Here is a 20,700-nt window from a genome sequence, read left to right on the forward strand (position 1 = left end):
AAAAGATCGTCCGATCGCGGCCCGAGCCTTCGGACGATCTTTTGATCCTGATTCTAATGTGTGGGTTTCTTCTCGATCCGCAACGCCTTGGCCTTGGCTTCCACCACCAGATACATCACCACCGTAATCAACAACGGCAACAGAAAGTAAATCGCCCGGTACGCCAGCAAGCCCGCGACGAGACTGCCGCGCGACGCCTCATGCTGCAGCAGCGCGACAAACACAGCCTCAAGCACGCCAAGCCCCGCCGGAATGTGCGTGATCACCCCGGCAATTGCGCTGATCAGCAGCACGCCAAGCACCAGCGGGTAATCCAGTTTGCTCGGCAGCAGAGTGAAAATGACTGCCGCCATCAGTGACCAATTCAATGCACCAAGCAGCAATTGCAGCACCGCCATGCGCAGCGACGGCAGGTTGATTTCCACGCCGCGAATCGACCACTCGCGGCGCTTGGAAAACTGACACGCCGCCAGATAGCCGGCACTGACCAACAGCAACAAAACGCCCACCAATTGCAGCGCATCACTGCTGAGTTTCCAGCCCGGCGGCATGCGCACCAGCCCACTGCTGAACACCACGCCGGCGATGGTCATGTAGCCAAACCAGTTGGTCGCCAGGCTCAGACCGAGGATCTTGGCAATATTGCCCTTGCTCACACCCAGCCGCGAATACAGCCGATACCGCATGGCGATGCCGCCGACCCACGCGCTGAGGTTGAGGTTGAAGGCATAACTGATGATGCCCACCGGCAGGATCTGCTTCCAGGTCAGATCCTGACGAATGTAGGTACGGCCGATCAGGTCGAAACTGGCGTACACCAGAAAGCTCAACAAGGTCAGGCTGGCAGCGATGATCAGTGTGCGCACCTTGAAATCGGCGAGGGTCTCCAGCACCTCGGCCCATTCGATGCGCGTAGCGAACATCGTCAACAGGACGATCAGCGCGAGAAAGAACAGGATGGTCAGCGGACGTTTCCAGCGGCTCCATTTTGACGGCGCCGCTTGCGCCGAAGGGCTGCTCGAGTGTGCTTCGGAATGACTCATGGACGCGCACCTCGGAAAGGCTTCAGACGCGGTTTATGCGCCGGCAGCCAACCGGCCATCGCCGGGAAGTGCCGCAGGAAGTGGAACACCAGAAAACCCACGGTCATGTGCCAAATGCGCCCGCGCGGCAACAGTTTGGCATCCATGGCTTTGCAGTGGTTCTGGCTGAGGTCTTCGAGGCGTTCGTACAGGTGCTGATTGAAGGCGCGATCGCGGATCAGTACGTTGGCTTCAAGATTCAGCGACAGGCTCAGCGGGTCTAGATTGCTTGAGCCCACAGTGCTCCAGTCATCGTCGACCAGCGCGACTTTGCCGTGCAGCGGGCGCTGGCAGTATTCGTGAATCTGCACGCCGGCACGCAACAGATAATCGTAAGTCATGCGCGCTGCCAGTTTCGCGACGAGCATGTCCGGCTGGCCCTGCAGGATAAGCCGCACCTCGACGCCACGGCGCGCGGCGTTACGGATCTCGCGCAGCAGGCGGTAGCCGGGAAAGAAGTAGGCGTTCGCGATAATTACCCGGCGCTTGGCGTTGCGCAGCACCTGCAAATACACGTCTTCGATATCGGTGTTGTGTTGATCGTTGTCGCGGAACACCAGGCGCACCTGGCCGTCGTGATCGGTGAATGCCATTTCTTCCTGTCGCTGGCGCCGGCGCTGCCACCAGAACCGCGCGCGTCCGGGACGACCGCTTTGCAGCAGGGCGAAGTGATGGATATCGGCGACCACCGGGCCCTGGATCTCCACCGAGTAATCCTGCTTGGCTTCAGGGCCGAAGTCGGCCAGATGATCACCGGAAAAATTGATCCCGCCAATGAACGCGATCAGACCGTCGACCACCACGATCTTGCGGTGCAAACGGCGGAACCAGTTGGTGCGGATGCCCAGGTGCTTGGGCGCCGGATCGAAGATCTGCAAATGCACGCCGGCATCGCTCAATGCTGACAGATAGCCGGTGCTCAGCTCGCCACAGCCGAAGCCGTCGAGGCTGACCGTGGTGCGCACGCCGCGCTGGGCGGCTTCGATGAGGATCTGCTGCAACTCGGCGCCGACCTTGTCTTCGAAAACAATGAAAGTTTCGAGAAGGATCTCGCTCTTGGCTGCGCGCATCGCTTCGAATACGCGGGGGAAATACTCCTCGCCGTTCTCAAGCAATTGCACACGGTTGTTGCTGTGCCATTGATACTCGACGTCAACGTGCCCGGGCTCGCGCACCGGTGGGTTCAGCGTGACCGGGTCGACGGCGGATTTTTCCAGTGGCGCACTGTTCATAGTTCAATCTCCACCGATAACGGTGCGTGGTCGGAAAGGTGGGACCAGGGCCGGTTGGTCAACACTTTTGGCCGGCTGGCCTTGAGGTTGCGTACATAGATGCGGTCGAGCCGCAGCGCTGGCAGCCGCGCCGGAAAGCTGCGCGCCGGTTTGCCGTGGTGTTCGGCAAATACTTCGCGCAGGCCACAGGGCTTGAGCTGCGCATCGGCGCGCTGGCGCCAGTCGTTGAAATCGCCGGCGACGATCACCGGTGCATCGGCGGGCAGTTCGCCGAGTCGTTGCATCAGCAGGTCGAGTTGGGCGTTGCGGTGGCTCTCGCGCAGGCCCAGATGCACGCAGATCGCGTGCACTTCGGTGCCGTCACCGGGCAGGCGCAACACACAATGCAACAGGCCACGGTTTTCATGGCCGCTGATCGACACGTCGAGGTTGTCGTGGCGGATGATCTGGAATTTCGACAGCAGCGCATTACCGTGATCGCCCGCCGGGTACACCGCGTTGCGCCCGTAGGCGAATTGCGGCCAGAGGCTGTCGGCGAGGAATTCGTATTGCGGCATCGTCGGCCAGTTGTCGTAGCGTTTCGGATGCTGCTCGTGGGTGCCGTGGACTTCCTGCAGAAACACCACATCGGCAGCGACGCTGCGCACCGCCTCACGCAGCTCCGGCAGAATGAAACGCCGGTTCAGCGCCGTGAAGCCCTTGTGGGTGTTGACCGTCAGCACGGTGAAGGTGCGCACCGAGGGCGCAACCACGGAGCCTTCGTCGGTGAAACCGACCGGTTCGGGAATGCTCATGACAGAACTCCTTGAGCGGCGACTTGCCCGGGCGTTGTGGCCAGGTCTTTGTCGAGGTCGAAGCGCTGCAGGAGGTTGCGCGCGTCGTAGGGCGCGCGGACTTTGATGTCGTTGTCGAAGTAGCAGAACACTTCGCGGGATTTGCGTGCGCGGGGTTTGAGGCGTGGCGCTATCAGATGTGCATCCTCTGGCTGTTTACCGTGATGCCAGGCGTCGATGCGCTCGGCCCAGCGCTTGAGCGCTTGTTCGGAGTAGCCGCTGGCGTAGAGCTCTTCGGCGCCATGCAAACGCAAGTAGACAAAGTCGCTGGTGAGGTCTTCGCGGTACGGCCATTTGCCGGCGGTGTCGGCGACCACCAGTGCAACGTTATGGCGCTTGAGCAGGCGCACGAACTGCGGGTCGATGAAACTTTCATGACGGATTTCCACGGCATGACGCAGCGGCTTTTTGCGCCAGGCTTTGACGCTGGCATTGCCGGGCATGTGGGCGTCGTGCTGGCGGGCGAGTACGGCGGCAGCTTCGGTGTCGTGTGGCAGTTGCGCTAGAAACTGGTCGAAACGCTCGGCATCGAATTTGAAATTGGGTGGAAACTGCCAAAGGATCGGCCCGAGTTTTTCCTTCAGCTCCAGCACCCCCGAGGCAAAAAAATTCGCCAGCGGTTTTTCGATTTCGCGCAAGCGGCGCACGTGGGTGATGAAGCGCGGCGCCTTGACGCTGAACACAAAGTCATCGGGGGTTTCGGCGTACCACTGGGCGTACCGTTCGGGTCGTTGCAGGGCGTAGAACGATCCATTGATTTCGATGCTGTTGACCGCGCGGGAGGCGAACTGCAATTCGCGCTTCTGCGCCAGCCCCTTCGGGTAGAAATCCCCGCGCCACGGGACGTAGCGCCAGCCTGAAATACCGATGTGAATCGTCGCCATCCCATCCTCCCGTAGAAAGTCCTCGTGTTGCCGATGTTCTGTGATGACTGCGGCGGGGGCGGGAAAGTTTCGGTGGTGTTACGGACGGTCGCGATTGGGGGTTGCGTCCGATTCCTCGTGCAGGTGCGTGGCCCTGATGGCTGAACTTGCCGTGCAAATACCGATCAGTTCCTTACGAGGTTCGGCCATGGGAGATCGGAGTTTTGCGCAATTTCAGGATCGCCATTCTGCTGGCAGCGCTGCTGTGTTTGGGCGTCAACACATCGCAAGCCGCCGCGCTGCCGGGCGTTCCGGCTCCCGCCGACGCTGCGGAAAAACCCGCTGAACCGGAGCCGCTGGTCCAGGGTGGTCTGCTCGGGGCGATCAGTACGAGCATTGACGATGTGCAGGAAAAACTCGATCTCGATGAACATCTGGTCGATGCCTGGCGACTGCGCGCCGACCGTGCGGCGGATGAAGTCGATCGGTTGGTCAAGCAACCGTCGAACCGTTCGGGCTGGAGCGTGGCCGGGGATTTCCTCACGCTGTCGGGCGTCTGGCTGGGCAGTTTCGCCCTGCTGACCGTGCTTGGCAGCTTGCTGGCCAAGCGTCTGCGTGAGGGCCGTTGGTTGCGCACGCGCCAGCGCAGTCAGGATTTGCTCGGCTACGTGCTGCCGTACACCGTGCCGGCGTTGGTCTGCCTGCCGCTGACGCTGTATGTCAGCCATTATCTGCAAGGTTCGGTGGGCCGTGCATTGGCGCTGTGCCTGGCCTATGCCACCAGCAGCGGCATCTTTTCCACGTCGATGTTGTTGTGCGTGGTGGTGATGTTCAACGTCGGTCACAAGCGCACCGCCGCGCGAATCATCCGTGAATATTGTCCGCGACCGCTGTTCCTGATCGGCTTTCTCGCCGCCCTCAGCGATGCGCTGACCAGCCCGCAGATTGCCCGGCAACTGGGCGGCAATATCACCAGCAGTATCGCCGTGTTCACCGGGCTGATCGCCTCGGTGATTTTCGGTTTGCTGGTGATTCGCCTGCGTCGGCCGGTGGCGCATCTGATCCGCAATCGCCCTTTGGCTCAACGTTTGAAACAACCGTCGCTGCAAGAGTCGCTGCGGATATTTTCCGGGCTGTGGTACTGGCCGATCGTGTTGATGGTGCTGGTCTCGGCGGTCAGTCTGATCGGCATCGGCGAGGACAATCAGAAAGCCCTGCGTTGCGCCTTGTTCACTACCGTGCTGCTGATCGCCACGGTGTTTCTCAGTACGGTGTTGCAGCACCTGTTCAAGTCGCGCAAGGCCGAGGCGATCCAGCGCAGCAGTGCTTACAAGGAACGCTTTCTCAGCCTGTTGCATGCCTTGCTGCGCATCGTCATGGCGGTTGTGTTCATCGATATTCTTGGGCGGATCTGGGGCGTTTCGCTGCTCGATTTCGCCCAGAGCAGCACGGTCGGCCGGGCGATCAGTAATGCATTGAGCAGCATCGGCCTGATCTTCCTGGTGACGTGGCTGCTGTGGGTGGTGCTCGACACGGCGATTCAGGAAGCGCTGAAACCGCCGGTCAGCAAACGCGGAGCACGTCAGCCGAGCACGCGGGTGAAAACCATCCTGCCGTTGTTGCGCAATGCGATCAAAATCATCCTCGTGGTGATCTGCGCGATCACCACTATGGCCAATCTCGGCATCAACGTCGCGCCGCTGTTGGCCGGTGCCGGGGTCGTTGGCCTGGCGATCGGTTTCGGCTCGCAGCAACTGGTGCAGGACGTCATCACCGGGTTGTTCATCATCATCGAAGACACTCTGTCGATCGGCGACTGGGTGGTACTCGATTCAGGCCACGCCGGCACGGTGGAAGGTTTGACTATCCGCACCTTGCGCCTGCGCGACGGCAAGGGTTTTGTGCACTCGGTGCCGTTCGGCCAGATCAAGGCAGTGACCAACCAATCACGCCAGTTTGCTTTCGCGTTTTTCTCGGTGCAGTTCACTTACGACACCGACGTCGACAAGGCGATCGAGCTGATCCGCGAGGCCGGCGATTCGATCCGCGAAGACCCGTTTCTCAAATACAACCTGCAAGGCCCGCTGGATGTGTTTGGCGTGGACAAGATGGATCTCAACGGCGTGGTGCTGACGGCGCAGTTCCGCACGGTGTCCGGTGGGCAATATGCGGTGAGCCGCGCGTTCAATCAGCGCTTGAAGAAGCTTGTGGATAACACCCCGAATGTGCATTTTGCGCAGACTTATCCACAACAGGTGTTGTTGCCGAAGCGGCAGGAGGAGGGGGCGGTGGTTGCGGCGCAGGTGCCTCAGGAGTCGCGGCCCTGATCTGATCTGTGCGTTGGATGTCCCGGCCTCTTCGCGGGCAAGCCCGCTCCTACATCGGTTTTGTGTACGCCGCAGAACCCTGTGGGAGCACGCTTGCCCGCGAAGTGGCCTGAGCAGACACCCTCAATGGCGGATCAATTTCCTGCCTGTCTGCTCCATGGCCGCCTGATCCAGATCCGCCCAAACCTGCTGTTTGCCGGCGATCACCGCCGCCACCGGAACCCCATCGCGATACACCAGCCGATTACTCGCCAGCGCCGGCACCTTTGCCCCGGGCAGCAAAGTCCCGGCCAGATTCAGCGGATCGACCCCGCATACCGCCACCAGGCTGCCGTCCTGCGGGCGACGGCGTACTTCGCGCAGCAAGGGAATGGCTTCGGGCAAGGCAAATTGCTCCCCGGCCAGGCCACTGACAAACCGCCCGCCACGAATCTCGCCTCGCGCTTCCAGTCGATGGAAGGTGCGCAGTAATTCCCGCCAGCTCGGCAACCAGTCGGCTTCACGCTCCAGCAAACGCCAGAACACTACGCCGTAGCGGCGCAGCAGAGTCATGGCCACATGTTCGAGTGTCTCGGCCGCGTCCACGGTTGTTCCACGGCGCAGTAAAGCCCAACGCCCGGCATCGTCCATGCCGCCGATGAACGCGCCGCGTTCACGCCGACTGCTGCGCTGTTGGCGTTTGCTCGCCGGCGTGATCAGTGCGCGCAGGCCGGCAAAGCTGTCGGCGTTCACCAGCCCGGCGGCGACCAGTTCCTGCAAGGCGATTTCCAGTTCGCTGCGCAGCAGGCGCGCTTCATGAATCAGCTCATCGAAAAACAGCGCACCCTGCTGACTCAGCGCCTCAAAGACTTTCTGTGTTTTGGGCGATAACTCACTCACTGGCGTCTGTTCCGCCAATGCGCTCCACAAACCCACCTGGCTACGCGGCAGCAGCACAATCGGTGTACTGCGCAATGCCGAGCCGCTGACCTTCTGCCGCGCATTGATGCGCGTCCACACCAGTTTGCCGTTGCGGCACAGTTCGTCCAGCCAGCTCGGCGAATAGTCCTTGAGGCGGGCCGGCAGGATGTCGCTGTCCCACGCCGAAGCTGCGGCCGGGTAGCCTTCGAACTGGCCGACAATCGCCGGCAACACCGCGCTGCCCTGACCTTGGGTGGCCGGCGTCAAATGCTGCCAGTCGAACAGGAAACGCATGAAGTCCTGCAATGCCACCGGTTCGATTTCCCGGCGCAGGCGCTTGACCGTGTAGCGATGAATACGCGCCAGCAGATGGCGTTCGCACCATTCTTCGATTTCGCTGTGCGGCGTGAACTGGCCGCGCAACACATAGCCTTCACGCTCCAACTGCGCGAGGGACTGATTGACCTGCGCGGCTGGCAAAGCAAGCGACTCGGCGATGGCGGACAACGGGATTGGCCCGAAGGCGCCGAGCCGGGCGCGGATCACTTCGAGCAGGGCTTCATCGAATGTCCACGTTTCGTCGAAACCGGGCAGCTCTACCGCTGCAGTCTGCAATGTGGCCTGTGGATAAAGTGCCCGCAGACAACTCAAACGCTCGCGCGCCAGCCATAACTGATGCTCAGCGTCGACCTGTAACAGGCAAGCACGCCCGCCGGTCATCAGCGTTTGCAGCCAGTCCGGCCAACCCGCGTTGGCCTGCGCCTCGGTGTCGCTGATGCAGGCGAGGCTCATCAGCGCTTCGTGCATTTCATCCATCGAATTGGGCGACGGCCACGCTTCTTCGCGCACCGCCGTGATCGCGTCGGCATCGAGCGCACCGAGGTCGTCGGTCGATTGCGGATCGCTCCAGCGTCGGTTGATCACCGCTTGGGTGCGACGTTCTTCAAGCGGCGCATCGTCGAGAAACGTGTACGGCCGGGCGCTGAGAATTTCCGCCGCCAGTGGCGACGGCGCAGGCAAATCCCGCGCGATCAGGCGCACCTCGCCACGCTCCATGCGCCGCAGCAGGGTCAGCCAGCCTTCGCTGTCCATCGCTTCATGCAGGCAATCGTCGAGGGTCTGTTCGACCAGCGGATGTTCGGGGACTTCGCGCTCGCCGGCGAGGTTTTCCAGGCAGGCGATCTGGTCGGGAAACACACTGGCGATCAGGTCTTCGCTTTTCATCCGTTGCAGTTGCGGAGCGACTTTGCGCCCGCCGGTGAAGCGTGGCAGCGCCAGCGCCACCCCGGCATTCCAGCGCCAGCGTACGCCGAACAATGGCGCATCGAGCACCGCTTGAATGAGCGTGTGTTCAGCGCTGTTGCTGTGCAGGTAACGCCAGACTTCATCGAGCTCGAAACTGTGACTGGTCGAGAGCGACAAGACGATCGCGTCTTCGCTGGCGGCGGCCTGCAGCTCGAAGTTGAAGGTGCGGCAGAAACGCTTGCGCAGGGCCAGGCCCCAGGCGCGGTTGATGCGGCTGCCGAACGGTGTGTGGATGATCAGTTGGGTGCCGCCGGACTCATCGAAAAACCGCTCCATCAACAACGTGTCCTGCGAGGGCAGGGCGCCGAGGGTTTGCCGCGCGCGAGCGAGGTATTCCACCAGTTGCTCGGCGCTGGCGAGGTTGAGGCCGAGTGTGATGGTCAGCCAGTCGAGCGCCGGTTGCAGATTCCCGGGGCTGGCGCTGAGCAATTCGTCCAACTGCGCTTGCAGGCGCGCGACGGCCGCCGACAGTTCATCACTGCGCCCCGGCGCTTCGCCGAGCCAGAATGGAATGGTCGGCGGCATGCCCTGCGCATCCTCGACGCGCACCTTGCCACTTTCCACCCGCAGGATGCGGTAAGAGGTATTGCCGAGCTGGAACACATCGCCAGCGATACTTTCCACGGCGAAATCTTCGTTGACGCTGCCGATGTTCAAACCCTGCGGTTCAAGCAGCACGCTGTAGTCGGCGTTGTCCGGGATGGTGCCGCCACTGGTCACGGCGGTCAGTTGCGCGCCACGCCGCCCACGCAACGTGCGGCTGACGGCGTCGCGATGCAGGTAGGCGCTGCGGATGCCCTGGCGCCCGTTGTAGCCTTCGGCGAGCATGCTCAGCAGGGCCTGATAGTGTTTTTCATTGAGGTCGCGATACGGCCACGCTTGGCGGAACATCGCCAGCAAGGCGTCTTCCGACCATTCCTGGCAACTGACCTCGGCAATGATCTGCTGCGCCAGCACGTCCAGCGGTTTTTCCGGAATGTGCAGCGTATCGAGCTCGCCCCGACGCACGCAGTCGAGCAGGGCGGCGCACTCGATCAGGTCGTCGCGGGTGGTGGCGAACAAACGCCCCTTGGGCGTGCCGCCGACCTGGTGTCCGGAGCGACCCACTCTTTGCAGAAACGCGGCGATCGAACGCGGCGAACTGATCTGACAGACCAGGTCGACTTCACCGATATCGATGCCCAGTTCCAGCGACGCGGTGGCGATCAGCACTTGCAGCTCGCCGCGCTTGAGCCGTTGTTCCGCATCGAGGCGAAACTCCTTGGCGAGACTGCCGTGGTGCGCCGCCACCGCGTGCTTGCCGAGGCGTTCGCTCAGATGCCGGCTGAGGCGCTCGGCGAGGCGCCGGGTGTTGACGAAAATCAGCGTGGTGCGGTGCTCGCGAGCAAGTTCGGCGAGACGGTCATAAACCAATCCCCAGACATCGGTGGCCATCACCGCCGACAACGGCACCGGCGGCACTTCGATGCCCAGGTCTCGCGGGCGGGCGTGGCCGATGTCGACGATCTCGCAGGGGCGCTCATGGCCGACGAGAAATTGCGCCACGGCTTCGACCGGTTTCTGTGTGGCGGACAGGCCGATTCGGTTCAGCGGTTCGCTGCACAAGGCTTGCAGGCGCTCAAGGCTCAAGGACAGGTGACTGCCGCGCTTGCCGGCGGCCATGGCGTGGATTTCGTCGATGATCACCGTGCGCGTTGTGCCGAGCATCTTACGGCCTGACTCGGAACCGAGCAGAACGTACAGCGACTCCGGAGTGGTCACCAGAATGTGCGGCGCGGTCTTGCGCATGGCGGCGCGGTCTTTCTGCGGGGTATCGCCGGTGCGCACGGCCGTAGTGATCTGCAGCTCGGGCAGACCCAGTTGGCGCAGTTGTTCGGTGATGCCGGCCAGCGGATTCTGCAGGTTGATCTGGATGTCATTGGACAGTGCTTTCAACGGTGAGACGTAAACCACCAGGGTTTCGGCGGGCAGGCCGTCGGGGTGTTCGAGGCCGCGGTGGACAAGCTCATCGAGCACGGCGAGGAACGCCGTCAGGGTCTTGCCCGAGCCGGTGGGCGCGGCAATCAGCGTCGAACGGCGCTGGCGGATCAACGGCCACGCACGGGCCTGGGCAGCTGTGACCGCCGGGAACGTGTGGCTGAACCAGGCGCTGACGGCGGGGTGAAAGCCGGCCAGAGCGCTGTTGGCGGGGAGGGGCAGATTCATGACTGAAGTTATGCGGGCGGGGGCGGGAAGATGCAAGTACCGCTGGGGATCTCGGCTGTCTGGCAGTGCCCCTCGCGAGCAAGCTCGCTCCCACAGTTGACCGCGTGCCCATGTGGGAGCGAGCTTGCTCGCGAAGGGGGCAATTGCCACAACACAAATCCTGGCGATACACACTTTGCGGATGACGGTTGCGCACTAAACCCGCAAAATGCAACGATTCCGGCAATTATCGACGACGGTTCCACGAGATCCGTCGCTAAAGCCATCGTTCCAATCAGACTGGGCCTGCTGACTCTATGCGAATGCGCCTTATGTTACTGGGCGGCGGAAATGCCCTTGGGCAGGCGCTGATTCGCCTCGGTGCGGAAGAAGACATCGGTTTTCTTGCCCCCCGCCCGCCCGAAAATGGCTGGGATGCCGCGAGCCTCACACAATTGCTCGACGACACCCGTCCCGATGCGTTGATCAACCTCGCCTACTATTTCGACTGGTTCCAGGCCGAGAGCGTCAGCGAAAGCCGCATGACTGGCCAGGAGCGCGCCATCGAGCGTCTGGCCGAACTGTGCCAGCACCACAACATTGTCCTCGTACAGCCGTCGAGCTATCGCGTGTTCGACGGCTCGCGGGCCACGGCTTACAGCGAAAAAGACGAACCGGTGCCGTTGGGCCTGCGCGGTCAGGCCTTGTGGCGCATCGAGCAAAGCGTGCGCGCAACCTGCCCGCAACATGTATTGCTGCGTTTTGGCTGGCTGCTCGACGACAGTGCGGACGGCACTCTCGGGCGCTTCCTCGCCCGCGCGGAAAAACCCGAAGAGTTGCTGCTGGCCGATGACCGTCGCGGTAATCCGACTCCGGTCGACGATGCCGCACGCGTGATCATCTCGGTGCTCAAACAACTCGACTGCGCCGCGCCGCTCTGGGGCACCTATCACTACGCCGGCCATGAAGCGACCACGCCGCTGGCGCTGGGCCAGGCGATTCTCACCGAAGCACGCAGTCTGCATCCGCTGGCGATCGAAGCACCGACCGCGCAGGCGCACGCCGCGCGCCCGGACGCCGCCGAGGAACCGCAACATGCGGTGCTGGCCTGCAAGAAAATTCTCCACACTTTCGGGATCAAGCCGCGCGCCTGGCGTGCTGCGCTCCCGAGCCTACTGGACAGGTTCTACCGACATGGCTGAAGCAAAGGTTTTAATCACGGGCGGAGCCGGATTCATCGGTTCGCACCTGACCGATGCCTTGCTCGCCAAGGACTATTCGGTGCGCGTGCTCGACGACCTGTCGACCGGCAAGCGCAGCAACCTGCCGTTGGACAATCCAAAGGTTGAACTGGTGGTCGGTGATGTCGCCGATGCCGCACTGGTTGCCCGCGCCATGCAAGGTTGCAACGCTGTTGCGCATCTGGCGGCGGTGGCCTCGGTGCAGGCCTCGGTGGATGATCCGGTGAAAACCCACCAGAGCAATTTCATCGGCACCCTGAATGTCTGCGAAGCCATGCGCCTGGCCGGGGTCAAACGTGTGGTGTATGCCTCCAGCGCGGCGGTGTACGGCAACAATGGCGAGGGTGAGTCGATTGATGAAGACACGCCAAAAGCACCGCTGACACCCTATGCCTCGGACAAACTGGCCGGTGAGCAGTACTTCGATTTCTACCGCCGCCAGCATGGCCTGGAGCCGGCGATTTTCCGCTTCTTCAACATTTTCGGTCCACGTCAGGATCCGTCCTCGCCGTATTCCGGAGTGATCAGCATCTTCAGCGAACGCGCCTCGAAAGGTTTGCCGATCACCGTGTTTGGCGATGGCGAGCAGACCCGCGATTTTCTGTATGTCGGTGATCTGGTCGATTTGCTGGTGCAGGCGCTGGAAAAGCCCGAGGTGCAGGAAGGGGCGGTCAACGTTGGCTGGAACCAGGCGATGAGCCTGAAGCAGATGCTCGAAGCATTGAAATCGGTGGTCGGTGAACTGCCGCCCGTGGGCTACGCGCCGGCACGTTCGGGGGATATCCGCCATTCGCGAGCCGATAACCGACGCTTGCTGCAGCGCTTCGAAATGCCGCCGCAGACGCCGATGAGTGTGGGCTTGGCGCGCTTGCTCGGGCGCGGATGAAACAAGCTTTCGGACATGAAAAAGGCGCCCATCATCAGGCGCCTTTTTCACGGCCGGAATATCGCTATCCCTGTGGCGAGGGAATGTTGTCCCCCGATCGACTGCGTACGGTCGTCGTCAGTTCTGCGTCTGCCCGCCACTCAGCCTCATTCACCACCACGTGAACGTTCGGTAAAAACCCGGCTTAGAACTTGTAGCCCAGACCGACCATGTAGATGAACGGATCGACGTCCACATTCACCCGTGCACGGGTGCCCGGTGCGACGGCGTTGTTCTCGACGGTCGCGCGGGTGTCGATGTCGATGTAACGCACTTGGGCGTTGAGCATGATGTTGTCGGTGATCATGTAATCGGCGCCGACCTGCCAGGCCAGGCCCCAGGAATTTTTCGCCTTGAAGTTGCTGAAGCCGTTGGCGCTGGCTTCGCTGCCGACGTGCTCGTCGTAGATCCAGGTGTAGTTGATGCCCCCACCGACGTAGGGCTGGAAGGCCGATTTCGAATCCAGCGGGTAGTAGACGACGCTGAGAGTCGGCGGCAAGTGTTTCAGGGTGCCGAGCTTGCCATTGGCGGCGGGCAGCGCGGTGCCCTTGAGCTTGACGTCATGCTCGAACGGCGTGGCGGCCAGCAATTCGATACCGATGTTGTTGGTGAGCATGTAGGCGAAGTTCAGACCCAGCTGGGTGTCGCTGCTCATGGTCGCCTTGCCGCCCAGATTGGTGCCACTCAGCGGACCCTGATCGACCTTGACGCTGGAGCTGTCGGCCTTCGGGTTGACGGTGATCGCGCCAGCGCGCACGAGAATATCGCCTGCCTCGTGAGCGTGGGCGAGCGGGGCTGAGAGCGCGAGGGCAAACAGCGAGGCGCTGAGCAAGGACTTGTTCATGGGGGCTCCGAAAGGACATAAAAATTCGATGTCCTAGGGTACGAAGCCGTCTGATACGGTGTTTTGACTCAGCTCAATGAAACAGTGAAACCCCGGATTTTTGCGGTGTCTGTGCTGGCCCTTTCGCGAGCAAGCCCGCTCCCACAGGGGAATGCGTTGCAAATGTGGGAGCGGGCTTGCTCGCGAAGGCTATAGGACAAACAACACAAAACTACCGGGCCTTACTCCGGCAATTCGTACGCATAAATCTTGTCCGCCTCCATCTGATACCCGGCATCGGCCAGTTCACTGCTCGAGGCTTTCACCTGCAACGGCCCCTCAACCCAGTAAGGCTGATACAGCTCATCAAGCTTCACGCCCAGTTCGCTTTTCACATGGACGATCTGGTTCGACGGCGGTGGCGGTACGTGGATGCAGGCGCCGAAATACGGCACCAGCAAGAAGTCCGTGGTGCGCCCCTCTTCGCTGACTTCCAGCGGCACGATGTAACCGGGCAGGCGAATGTTCTGTCCGTCGAGGCTCTTCACTACCGGGGCATTGGGCATGTCCTGTTTGGCCGCTGGTGCGGACTCGGCGGAAAGTGCGTCGCCCATCTTCGACAGGTCGTGCAGCGGGGTCATGTTGGGTACTTCCGGCGCGGCGTCCGGCGGGATCATTTCCGACCAGGTCAGGTCTTTCGGCGCCGCTGCCCACACGGGCAGGGCGACCAGCATCAGCAGCGCTAGCAGGGCGCGGGGCATGGTGAACATCCTCATAAACGGATCGACAGGCCATCGGCCACTGATTGGCGATACGCGCGCCAGGCCGGCACGCTGCCCATCAGCAGCGCGGCCGCCAGAATGCCACCGAGCAGCGTCCATTCATACTCGCTCGGCCATGCCAGCGGCAGGTACAAGCCGTAATTGGCCTGCACGTAACCTTGCGCAGCGGCGATGCCGATGTACAGCAACGCGAGCCCGGCAATCACCCCGGTCAGCGCCAAAGCAAAGGCTTCCAGCACCAGCAGACTTGCGATGTGCCACGGTCGCGCGCCCACCGAACGCAGAATCGCCATCTCGCGGCGGCGCTCGTTGAGGCTGGTGAGAATTGCCGTGAGCATACCGATCAACCCGGTCAGCACGACGAACAGCGAGACCACGAACAGCGCTTTTTCAGCGGTGCTCATCAGGCTCCACAATTCCTGCAAGGCCACGCCCGGCAGAATCGCCAGCATCGGCTCGCCCCGGTATTCGTTGATGTCGCGTTGCAGGGCGAAGGTGGAAATCTTGCTGTTGAGGCCGAGCATGAACGCGGTGATCGCTTGCGGCGTCAGGTCCATGTTGCGCGCCTGATCAGCGCTGATCCGCCCGTTGCCGCGCGCCGGTACACCGTTGTGCCAATCGATGTGAATCGCTTCCATGCCGCCGAGGCTGATGTGCAGCGTGCGGTCCACCGGCGTGCCGGTGCGCTGCAGGATGCCGACCACGGTGAACGGTTTGTCGTCGTGCTTGACCAGGCTGATCGCCGCCACGCCGTGGGCCAGCACCAGTTTGTCGCCGAGCTTGTAGTGCAGGGCTTCGGCCACTTCGGCGCCGAGCACCACTTCGAACGGATCTGTCGCAAACGCACGTCCGTCGGCCAGCGCCAAGTGCTGCCGGCGACCGTACTGGTAGTGCTCGAAGTAGGCTTCGGTGGTGCCCATCACGCGATAACCGCGATGGGAATCGCCGAGGGACATCGGGATCGCCCACTTCACTTTCGGGTTGTTGGCGAAGTGCTCGAAGCTGTCCCAGCGAATATTGTTGGTGGCATTGCCGATGCGAAACACCGAGTACAACAGCAGGTTTACCGAACCGGAGCGCGCGCCGACAATCAAGTCGGTGCCGCTGATGGTGCTGGCGAAACTGGCTTTGGCTTCGGTGCGCACGCGCTCGACCGCCAGCAGCAAGCACACTGATAAAGCGATGGCGAACGCGGTGAGCAACGCGGTGAAACGGCGATTGGCCAGGCTGGCCATGGCCAGACGAAACAGATACATCTCAGACCTCGGCAGACGTAGCGGCGCGATTGAGTTCGGCCAGGGACAGGTGACGATCGAACAGCGGCGCCAGGCTCTGGTCATGGCTGACGAACAACAGACTCGACCCGGCCTCGCGGCACTCGGCGAACAACAGCCGAATGAAATTCTCGCGGGCGTCGTAATCCAGCGCTGACGTCGGTTCGTCGGCGATCACCAGTTCCGGTTGGCCGATCAGTGCGCGCGCGGCGGCGACCCGTTGTTGCTGGCCGATCGACAATGAATCGGCGCGCCGGCTGAGGATGCTTTCGTCCTTCAAACCCAAATGGGCGAGCAAGGTCGCGGCGGCCTGGTCGACACTGCCGTGACGCTGTTTCGCTCGCTGGGCGCGCAGTTTCGAAAAATGACAGGGCAGTTCGACGTTCTCGCGCACCGAAAGAAACGGCAACAGATTGAATTGCTGGAAAATGTAGCCGGTGTGATCGACACGAAAGGTGTCGCGAGCACCGGCGGAGAGCTCGGTCAGTTCCTGGCCGAGCAGGCGAATGCTGCCACGGCCCGGCTTCTGCACCCCGCCAAGCAAGCCGAGCAGAGTGGTCTTGCCGCTGCCGCTGGGGCCTTTGAGGAACAGGGTTTCGCCGGCTTCCAGACGAAACGCCGGGATGTCCAGCAGCGGCGGGTGACCGGGCCAGTTGAAGCCCAGGTTTGCGAGTTCGATGAGTGCTTGGGTCATGGCGCCGATTTCATGGTTGGACACGGATCTCTGTAGGAGCTGCCGAAGGCTGCGATCTTTTGATCTTGATCTGCACAATCAAAAGATCGCAGCCTTCGGCAGCTCCTACAGGGGATCTTCATTCGCTTCAGAATTTCAGCGCAGCCGATTTCGCCGTCACTTCCGCGCCTTGCTGGCCGCTGGCGCTGATCAGTTGTACCTCAATCTTCTGCGTTGCAGGGAAGGTCTTGAAGATGTTCGCCAGATCCAGCGTGTTCAGCGCCCCCGGTGCGGCGCAGTTGAACTGGTAATGCGCATGGATTTCGCTGTGGTCGTGGTGATGCTCGTGACCGTCCTTGTCCGCTTCATCTTCGTCGTGATTGTCGGCATCCGGCTTGTCGCCGAACAGCGGGCTTTCCAGTTCCTGGCCGACCACTTTGCAACCGGCTGCTGCCGGCAGACTGAACAGGGCCAATGGTTTTTCCAGCTGCGCACGAGCGGCGGCCACTTTGGCCTTGTCGGCGTCCGACGTCGCGGCGTGTTCAAAACCGACCAGATTCATCGCCGGGCTTTCAAGCTCAAGCTCCAGGGTCTGACCGTCGAGCGCGGCATTCAGGCGACCCACGCCATGCTCATGCGCGCCGAGGCTGCCGTGCTCGTGGTCGTGATCGTGCTCATCAACCGCATGGGCAGCGGCCAGCGGCAACAGGGCAAACGGCAAAGCGAGCAGCAAACGACGCATGACGGACTCCGAGAAAAATGAAAAAGTTGTTATGTAATCTTATAACGAAAGTGCGCAGAGTGTGCCCGTGCGCGTGAGATTGCGCAAGACATGGCTAAGCACCGCCCGGGATGAGTTTGCGGGCGGTGCTGGGATTGGATGTCATGCTTGCAGAATCAGAAGCCTGCGCCGGGATAGTCGAACCAATAGTGTCCCGAAAGAACATCATTGATCAGATTTGCGTCGAGTACGCTCGGGGCATCGCGACTGAAACGCTGTCGCCAAGCCGGAAGCCACCAGTAGTTGATGGCTGTTCCGCGCGGAAATACCACCAGAGTCAGCACCTCCTTATCCATTTTGCCCTGCGTGTAGAGTTGATGACTGCGATCCATCAGGGCCATGTACTGGTCGATTGGCAGTCTGAACATCAGTGCCATGGTGAAGATTTTTTCACTCTGACTGAACGCCGGACTCTGCAGTACCCGCAATGCTTCGCAAGTGTGTGAATTCGGTTGACTCGCTATGCTCTGGCCTTCGGGGGTTGAAAGTATGTCGAAACGATCATCCATGTCTCGCCAGTCGGTCCGGCTGTTGCGCTCAAAGTAATCACGAATGACAAGAGTCAGTGGACCTGCAGTTTCCCCATCAGCGGGACAAGCCGAAAGATCGGCAGGCAACCAGATGCGCCATGCCACGATGAGCAAAAACGGAATTATGAGGAGGAGCGAATAAGGGCGTTTCATTACATGGTGCTGTGAGAAAAAGAACACTCTAGATGAATGCTCGATAACCGCCACACTGGACGACTTTACTTGGCGTTGCACAAGCCCCATGGGAGCATGCAGGTCAGAAAAGTGCAGGAGCGAACTCGATGTTGCGGATACGCGGAATGGTCGGCGAGGTGCCGGTGGATTTGACGGTGGAGCTGGATGACAGCGATTGGGCGAGGCTGGGTTCCGCGTTAAGCGGGCAGGCGCCGGTTGCGCAGTCTGAGACAGTGGCGTCGGCTTCGGCGGCGAAGCCGGTGAATCAGGATGATGCGCTGTGGCAGGTGGCCAAAGACTTGTTGCGCAAGGCCGGCCAGCTCAGTGGGCCGGATCTGCTCGAGCAACTGGAAGCGCTGACCGGCAGTGCGGCGGCGGGCAAGCGTTTGCTCGTGCGTTTACGCCACAGTTCCGAAGTGAAGGTGGCGAGCGGCGGGGATACGCCGCTCTATAGCTGGATCGGGTAAGGCCTTAATACAGCGCCGCAAACACTTTGCGACGGTAAGCCGTCACCAACGGATGATCATTGCCCAGCAGTTCGAACACTTGCAGCAGAGTCTTGTGTGGCAACCCTTCGCCGTAGCTGCGGTTGCGGATGAACAGTTTGAGCAGGGCGTCCAGGGCCGCGTCGTACTGCTGGCGCGCCAGTTGCTGGATCGCCAGTTGGTACACCGCTTCATCATCCTGAGGATTTTGCGCCAGGCGGCTTTTCAGGTCGGCGGCGTCCGGTAGGTCGCGGGCGAGGCCGAGGAAGTGGATCTGCGCTTTGGCACCGGCCAGTGCGGCTTTGTGTTCATCGCTCTTGACCGCGTCGAGCACAGTTTGCGCTTCGCCCAGCTCACCGCGCTCGGTCAGGCAACGGGCATAAAGGATCAGCGCTTTGGCGTTGGTGTTGTCTTCATTGAGCAGGGCGACCAGCGCCGCTTCGGCCTCGGCGAAGTGACCGTCGTCGAACATCGCCTGAGCCTGTTCGAACGGGTCGGCAGCGGCCGGCGGGGGCATCTGCACATGCGGTTCAAGCAGGGCGCGCACGGCGGACTCCGGTTGTGCGCCGGCGAAACCGTCGACCGGTTGCCCGTCCTTGAACAGCACCACGGTCGGCAGGCTGCGAATGCCGAAGCGGGCGACGATGTCCTGCTCGACGTCGCAATTGACCTTGGCCAGCAGCAACTCGCCTTGATAGCTCTCGGCAATGCCTTGCAGCATCGGCATCAGCGCCTTGCACGGCGCACACCACTCGGCCCAGAAATCCACCAGCACCGGTTTGTTGAAGGAGGCTTCGATCACTGACTGGTCGAAATCGGCAGTCGTGGCGTCGAAGATGTACGGCGTTTGCTGACTCATGGGGGATCTCTCTAAGCGTCAATGACCGCACTATAAGGGGTGGCGCAAAAGATCGCAGCCTTCGGCAGCTCCCACAGGGGTAGGCGATCGAAAGCAGGAGCTGCCGAAGGCTGCGATCTTTTGGCGGCGTCAATCACGCCGCGCATGGTAGAGGCTGACATGTCTGAATTCCTCTGGCTCGGCCAGATCCGGCAAGGTCATCGCCTCGAGCATTTCAATTCGCTCATACAACGGGTGACGAAAATCCCGAACCCGCGAATCCGCCACCAGCGCCTCGCGGCCTCGACTGAGAAACGCATCGAGCAGCGGCAGGTTGGCGCGGTCGTACAGGACGTCGGCGACCAGAATCAGATCGAAGCGATCGGCCTCGGCAAAGAAATCCGTCGAATAACTCATCTGCACATCGTTGAGCTCGGCATTCGCCCGGCACGCGGCGATCGCCAGCGGATCGAGATCGCAGGCCACCACTTCCAGCGCTCCGGCCTTCACCGCCGCGATCCCGGCAATCCCCGAGCCGGCGCCGAAATCCAGCACGCGCTTGCCGCGCACCCACTCGGGACACTCAGCCAGGTAACGCGCCACGGCCAAGCCGCTGGCCCAGCAAAAACTCCAATAGGGTGGCTCGTGCAGGATGCGTTGGGTCTCTTCCTGGCTGAATGCGCGGGCCATGTTGTCGCCGTCGATCAACCACAACTGCAAATCGGTGCCGGGCAGCGTGCAGGCTTTGAGTCTGGCGTCGCCGAGCAATTCCCCCAAAGCCTGCTGCAGGTCGAGCGGTGCCTTCATGGTGCTTTGACAAATTGCAGCTGGCCCAGAGCCTGAGTGGTCGGTTGAGTGATCGTCTGCGACGGCAGATGCAGAATAAGTTGCCCGGACTGGCTGGCGCGACCGCGCAGCTCAACTCGCGCGCCGACCGGAAACGCTTCGGGGTTGAAGCGCAGATGAAACGGCAGGATCTGGTTGTTGCCGATCAGGCTGGAACTGGCGAGCAATTGTTGCGGGCGATCCTTTTCATCGATCACCAGCAGCGCCAGTTCGACTTCGGCGCCGGCCGGCACCCCTTGCAGGGTGCCGCTCAATTCGCGCTGATGCGCCGGCAGCGGGCCGAGTTCGGCGGCCTCTTTGGCTTTTTTCTGCGCCTGCTGCGGCGCGGGGCCTGGCGTCGGCGGTTGCGGCTTGGGTGCGTCGCTGCCACAGGCCACCAGCAGGCTGAAAAGACTGAGCAGAACGAGCGGACGTAACGGCATTGGAGGCTCCGGCAGAATGAATTCCATGGATCAGACGATCATGCCGTTCTGTATACCGCAAAGCCTATGGCTTGTCTTGCCACGGGGATGCGCTACCATGGCCCTCCCATTTTTTGTTGCCAGCCACCATGCACTGTCCCTTCTGCGGTGCCAACGACACCAAGGTCATCGACTCGCGTC

Annotated in this window: 18 protein-coding genes; 4 read left to right on the forward strand and 14 right to left on the reverse strand. The window is 61.6% G+C overall.

What is annotated here, in order from left to right; translation table 11 throughout:
- Positions 1-53 precede the first annotated feature (53 nt).
- The 4 genes from ACIGDJ_RS25920 to ACIGDJ_RS25935 are packed head-to-tail and all read right to left on the reverse strand — an operon-like array spanning position 54 to position 4,031.
- Entirely contained in the window at positions 54-1,043 is a 990-nt protein-coding gene (locus tag ACIGDJ_RS25920; RefSeq protein ID WP_397479120.1) for a lysylphosphatidylglycerol synthase domain-containing protein, read from the reverse strand.
- Positions 1,040-2,314, reverse strand: coding sequence for a cardiolipin synthase ClsB (clsB, locus tag ACIGDJ_RS25925; protein WP_101160757.1), 1,275 nt, complete (start codon positions 2,312-2,314; stop codon positions 1,040-1,042). Before clsB ends, ACIGDJ_RS25920 begins: the two co-directional genes overlap by 4 nt.
- Entirely contained in the window at positions 2,311-3,108 is a 798-nt protein-coding gene (locus ACIGDJ_RS25930) for an endonuclease/exonuclease/phosphatase family protein (RefSeq protein ID WP_101160754.1), read from the reverse strand. The genes clsB and ACIGDJ_RS25930 overlap by 4 nt, the downstream gene beginning before the upstream one ends.
- Positions 3,105-4,031: a DUF72 domain-containing protein gene (locus ACIGDJ_RS25935; RefSeq protein WP_101160753.1), complete on the reverse strand. Its 927-nt coding sequence runs from the start codon at positions 4,029-4,031 to the stop codon at positions 3,105-3,107. Before ACIGDJ_RS25935 ends, ACIGDJ_RS25930 begins: the two co-directional genes overlap by 4 nt.
- Before the next feature lie 203 nt (positions 4,032-4,234).
- On the opposite strand from ACIGDJ_RS25935, the gene ACIGDJ_RS25940 reads away from it, so the two are divergent.
- Positions 4,235-6,337 (forward strand): mechanosensitive ion channel domain-containing protein, encoded by a 2,103-nt coding sequence (locus tag ACIGDJ_RS25940; RefSeq protein WP_397479119.1) that lies wholly within the window; start codon positions 4,235-4,237, stop codon positions 6,335-6,337.
- A gap of 123 nt (positions 6,338-6,460) precedes the next feature.
- Here the strand turns inward: ACIGDJ_RS25940 and ACIGDJ_RS25945 are convergent, their stop codons facing one another.
- Complete coding sequence (locus ACIGDJ_RS25945) at positions 6,461-10,747, reverse strand: DEAD/DEAH box helicase (RefSeq protein WP_397479118.1); 4,287 nt, start codon at positions 10,745-10,747, stop codon at positions 6,461-6,463.
- Positions 10,748-11,043: 296 nt separating this feature from the next.
- On the opposite strand from ACIGDJ_RS25945, the gene ACIGDJ_RS25950 reads away from it, so the two are divergent.
- Together ACIGDJ_RS25950 and ACIGDJ_RS25955 are read left to right on the forward strand one after the other, a co-directional pair.
- A complete protein-coding gene (locus tag ACIGDJ_RS25950) occupies positions 11,044-11,928 on the forward strand; it encodes a sugar nucleotide-binding protein (protein ID WP_101160744.1) in 885 nt (294 codons plus the stop codon).
- Positions 11,921-12,853 carry an NAD-dependent epimerase/dehydratase family protein gene (locus tag ACIGDJ_RS25955; protein WP_397479117.1) on the forward strand — a complete coding sequence of 311 codons (933 nt, stop codon included), beginning with the start codon at positions 11,921-11,923 and terminating at the stop codon, positions 12,851-12,853. Before ACIGDJ_RS25950 ends, ACIGDJ_RS25955 begins: the two co-directional genes overlap by 8 nt.
- 184 nt (positions 12,854-13,037) lie before the next feature.
- On the opposite strand, the gene ACIGDJ_RS25960 is transcribed toward ACIGDJ_RS25955, so the two are convergent.
- The 6 genes from ACIGDJ_RS25960 to ACIGDJ_RS25985 form a co-directional block, all read right to left on the reverse strand.
- Entirely contained in the window at positions 13,038-13,736 is a 699-nt protein-coding gene (locus ACIGDJ_RS25960; protein ID WP_101160738.1) for an OmpW family protein, read from the reverse strand.
- A gap of 221 nt (positions 13,737-13,957) precedes the next feature.
- A complete protein-coding gene (locus ACIGDJ_RS25965) occupies positions 13,958-14,476 on the reverse strand; it encodes a DUF3299 domain-containing protein (RefSeq protein WP_236168764.1) in 519 nt (172 codons plus the stop codon).
- 11 nt (positions 14,477-14,487) lie between these two features.
- On the reverse strand, positions 14,488-15,753 hold the full coding sequence (locus ACIGDJ_RS25970) for an ABC transporter permease (RefSeq protein ID WP_397479116.1): 1,266 nt from the start codon (positions 15,751-15,753) through the stop codon (positions 14,488-14,490).
- A 1-nt stretch (position 15,754) separates the two neighbouring features.
- Positions 15,755-16,465 carry an ABC transporter ATP-binding protein gene (locus ACIGDJ_RS25975; RefSeq protein WP_101160733.1) on the reverse strand — a complete coding sequence of 237 codons (711 nt, stop codon included), beginning with the start codon at positions 16,463-16,465 and terminating at the stop codon, positions 15,755-15,757.
- Between the two features lie 127 nt (positions 16,466-16,592).
- Positions 16,593-17,186 carry a DUF2796 domain-containing protein gene (locus tag ACIGDJ_RS25980; protein WP_397479115.1) on the reverse strand — a complete coding sequence of 198 codons (594 nt, stop codon included), beginning with the start codon at positions 17,184-17,186 and terminating at the stop codon, positions 16,593-16,595.
- A 155-nt stretch (positions 17,187-17,341) separates the two neighbouring features.
- On the reverse strand, positions 17,342-17,908 hold the full coding sequence (locus ACIGDJ_RS25985) for a hypothetical protein (RefSeq protein WP_024014498.1): 567 nt from the start codon (positions 17,906-17,908) through the stop codon (positions 17,342-17,344).
- 128 nt (positions 17,909-18,036) lie between these two features.
- Between ACIGDJ_RS25985 and ACIGDJ_RS25990 the strand changes: the two genes are divergently transcribed.
- Positions 18,037-18,396, forward strand: coding sequence for a hypothetical protein (locus ACIGDJ_RS25990; RefSeq protein WP_101160727.1), 360 nt, complete (start codon positions 18,037-18,039; stop codon positions 18,394-18,396).
- Positions 18,397-18,400: 4 nt separating this feature from the next.
- Here ACIGDJ_RS25990 and trxA read toward each other — a convergent pair whose 3' ends face one another.
- The 3 genes from trxA to ACIGDJ_RS26005 all read right to left on the reverse strand — a co-directional run bounded on the left by trxA (position 18,401) and on the right by ACIGDJ_RS26005 (position 20,520).
- Complete coding sequence (trxA, locus tag ACIGDJ_RS25995) at positions 18,401-19,273, reverse strand: thioredoxin (RefSeq protein WP_397479114.1); 873 nt, start codon at positions 19,271-19,273, stop codon at positions 18,401-18,403.
- Between the two features lie 129 nt (positions 19,274-19,402).
- On the reverse strand, positions 19,403-20,059 hold the full coding sequence (locus tag ACIGDJ_RS26000) for a class I SAM-dependent methyltransferase (RefSeq protein ID WP_397479113.1): 657 nt from the start codon (positions 20,057-20,059) through the stop codon (positions 19,403-19,405).
- Positions 20,056-20,520, reverse strand: coding sequence for a YbaY family lipoprotein (locus ACIGDJ_RS26005; RefSeq protein ID WP_123420068.1), 465 nt, complete (start codon positions 20,518-20,520; stop codon positions 20,056-20,058). The genes ACIGDJ_RS26000 and ACIGDJ_RS26005 overlap by 4 nt, the downstream gene beginning before the upstream one ends.
- Between the last annotated feature and the right edge of the window lie 180 nt (positions 20,521-20,700).

The sequence above is a fragment of the Pseudomonas sp. NPDC079367 genome (assembly GCF_044542195.1).
In the GTDB taxonomy this organism is placed as follows: domain Bacteria; phylum Pseudomonadota; class Gammaproteobacteria; order Pseudomonadales; family Pseudomonadaceae; genus Aquipseudomonas.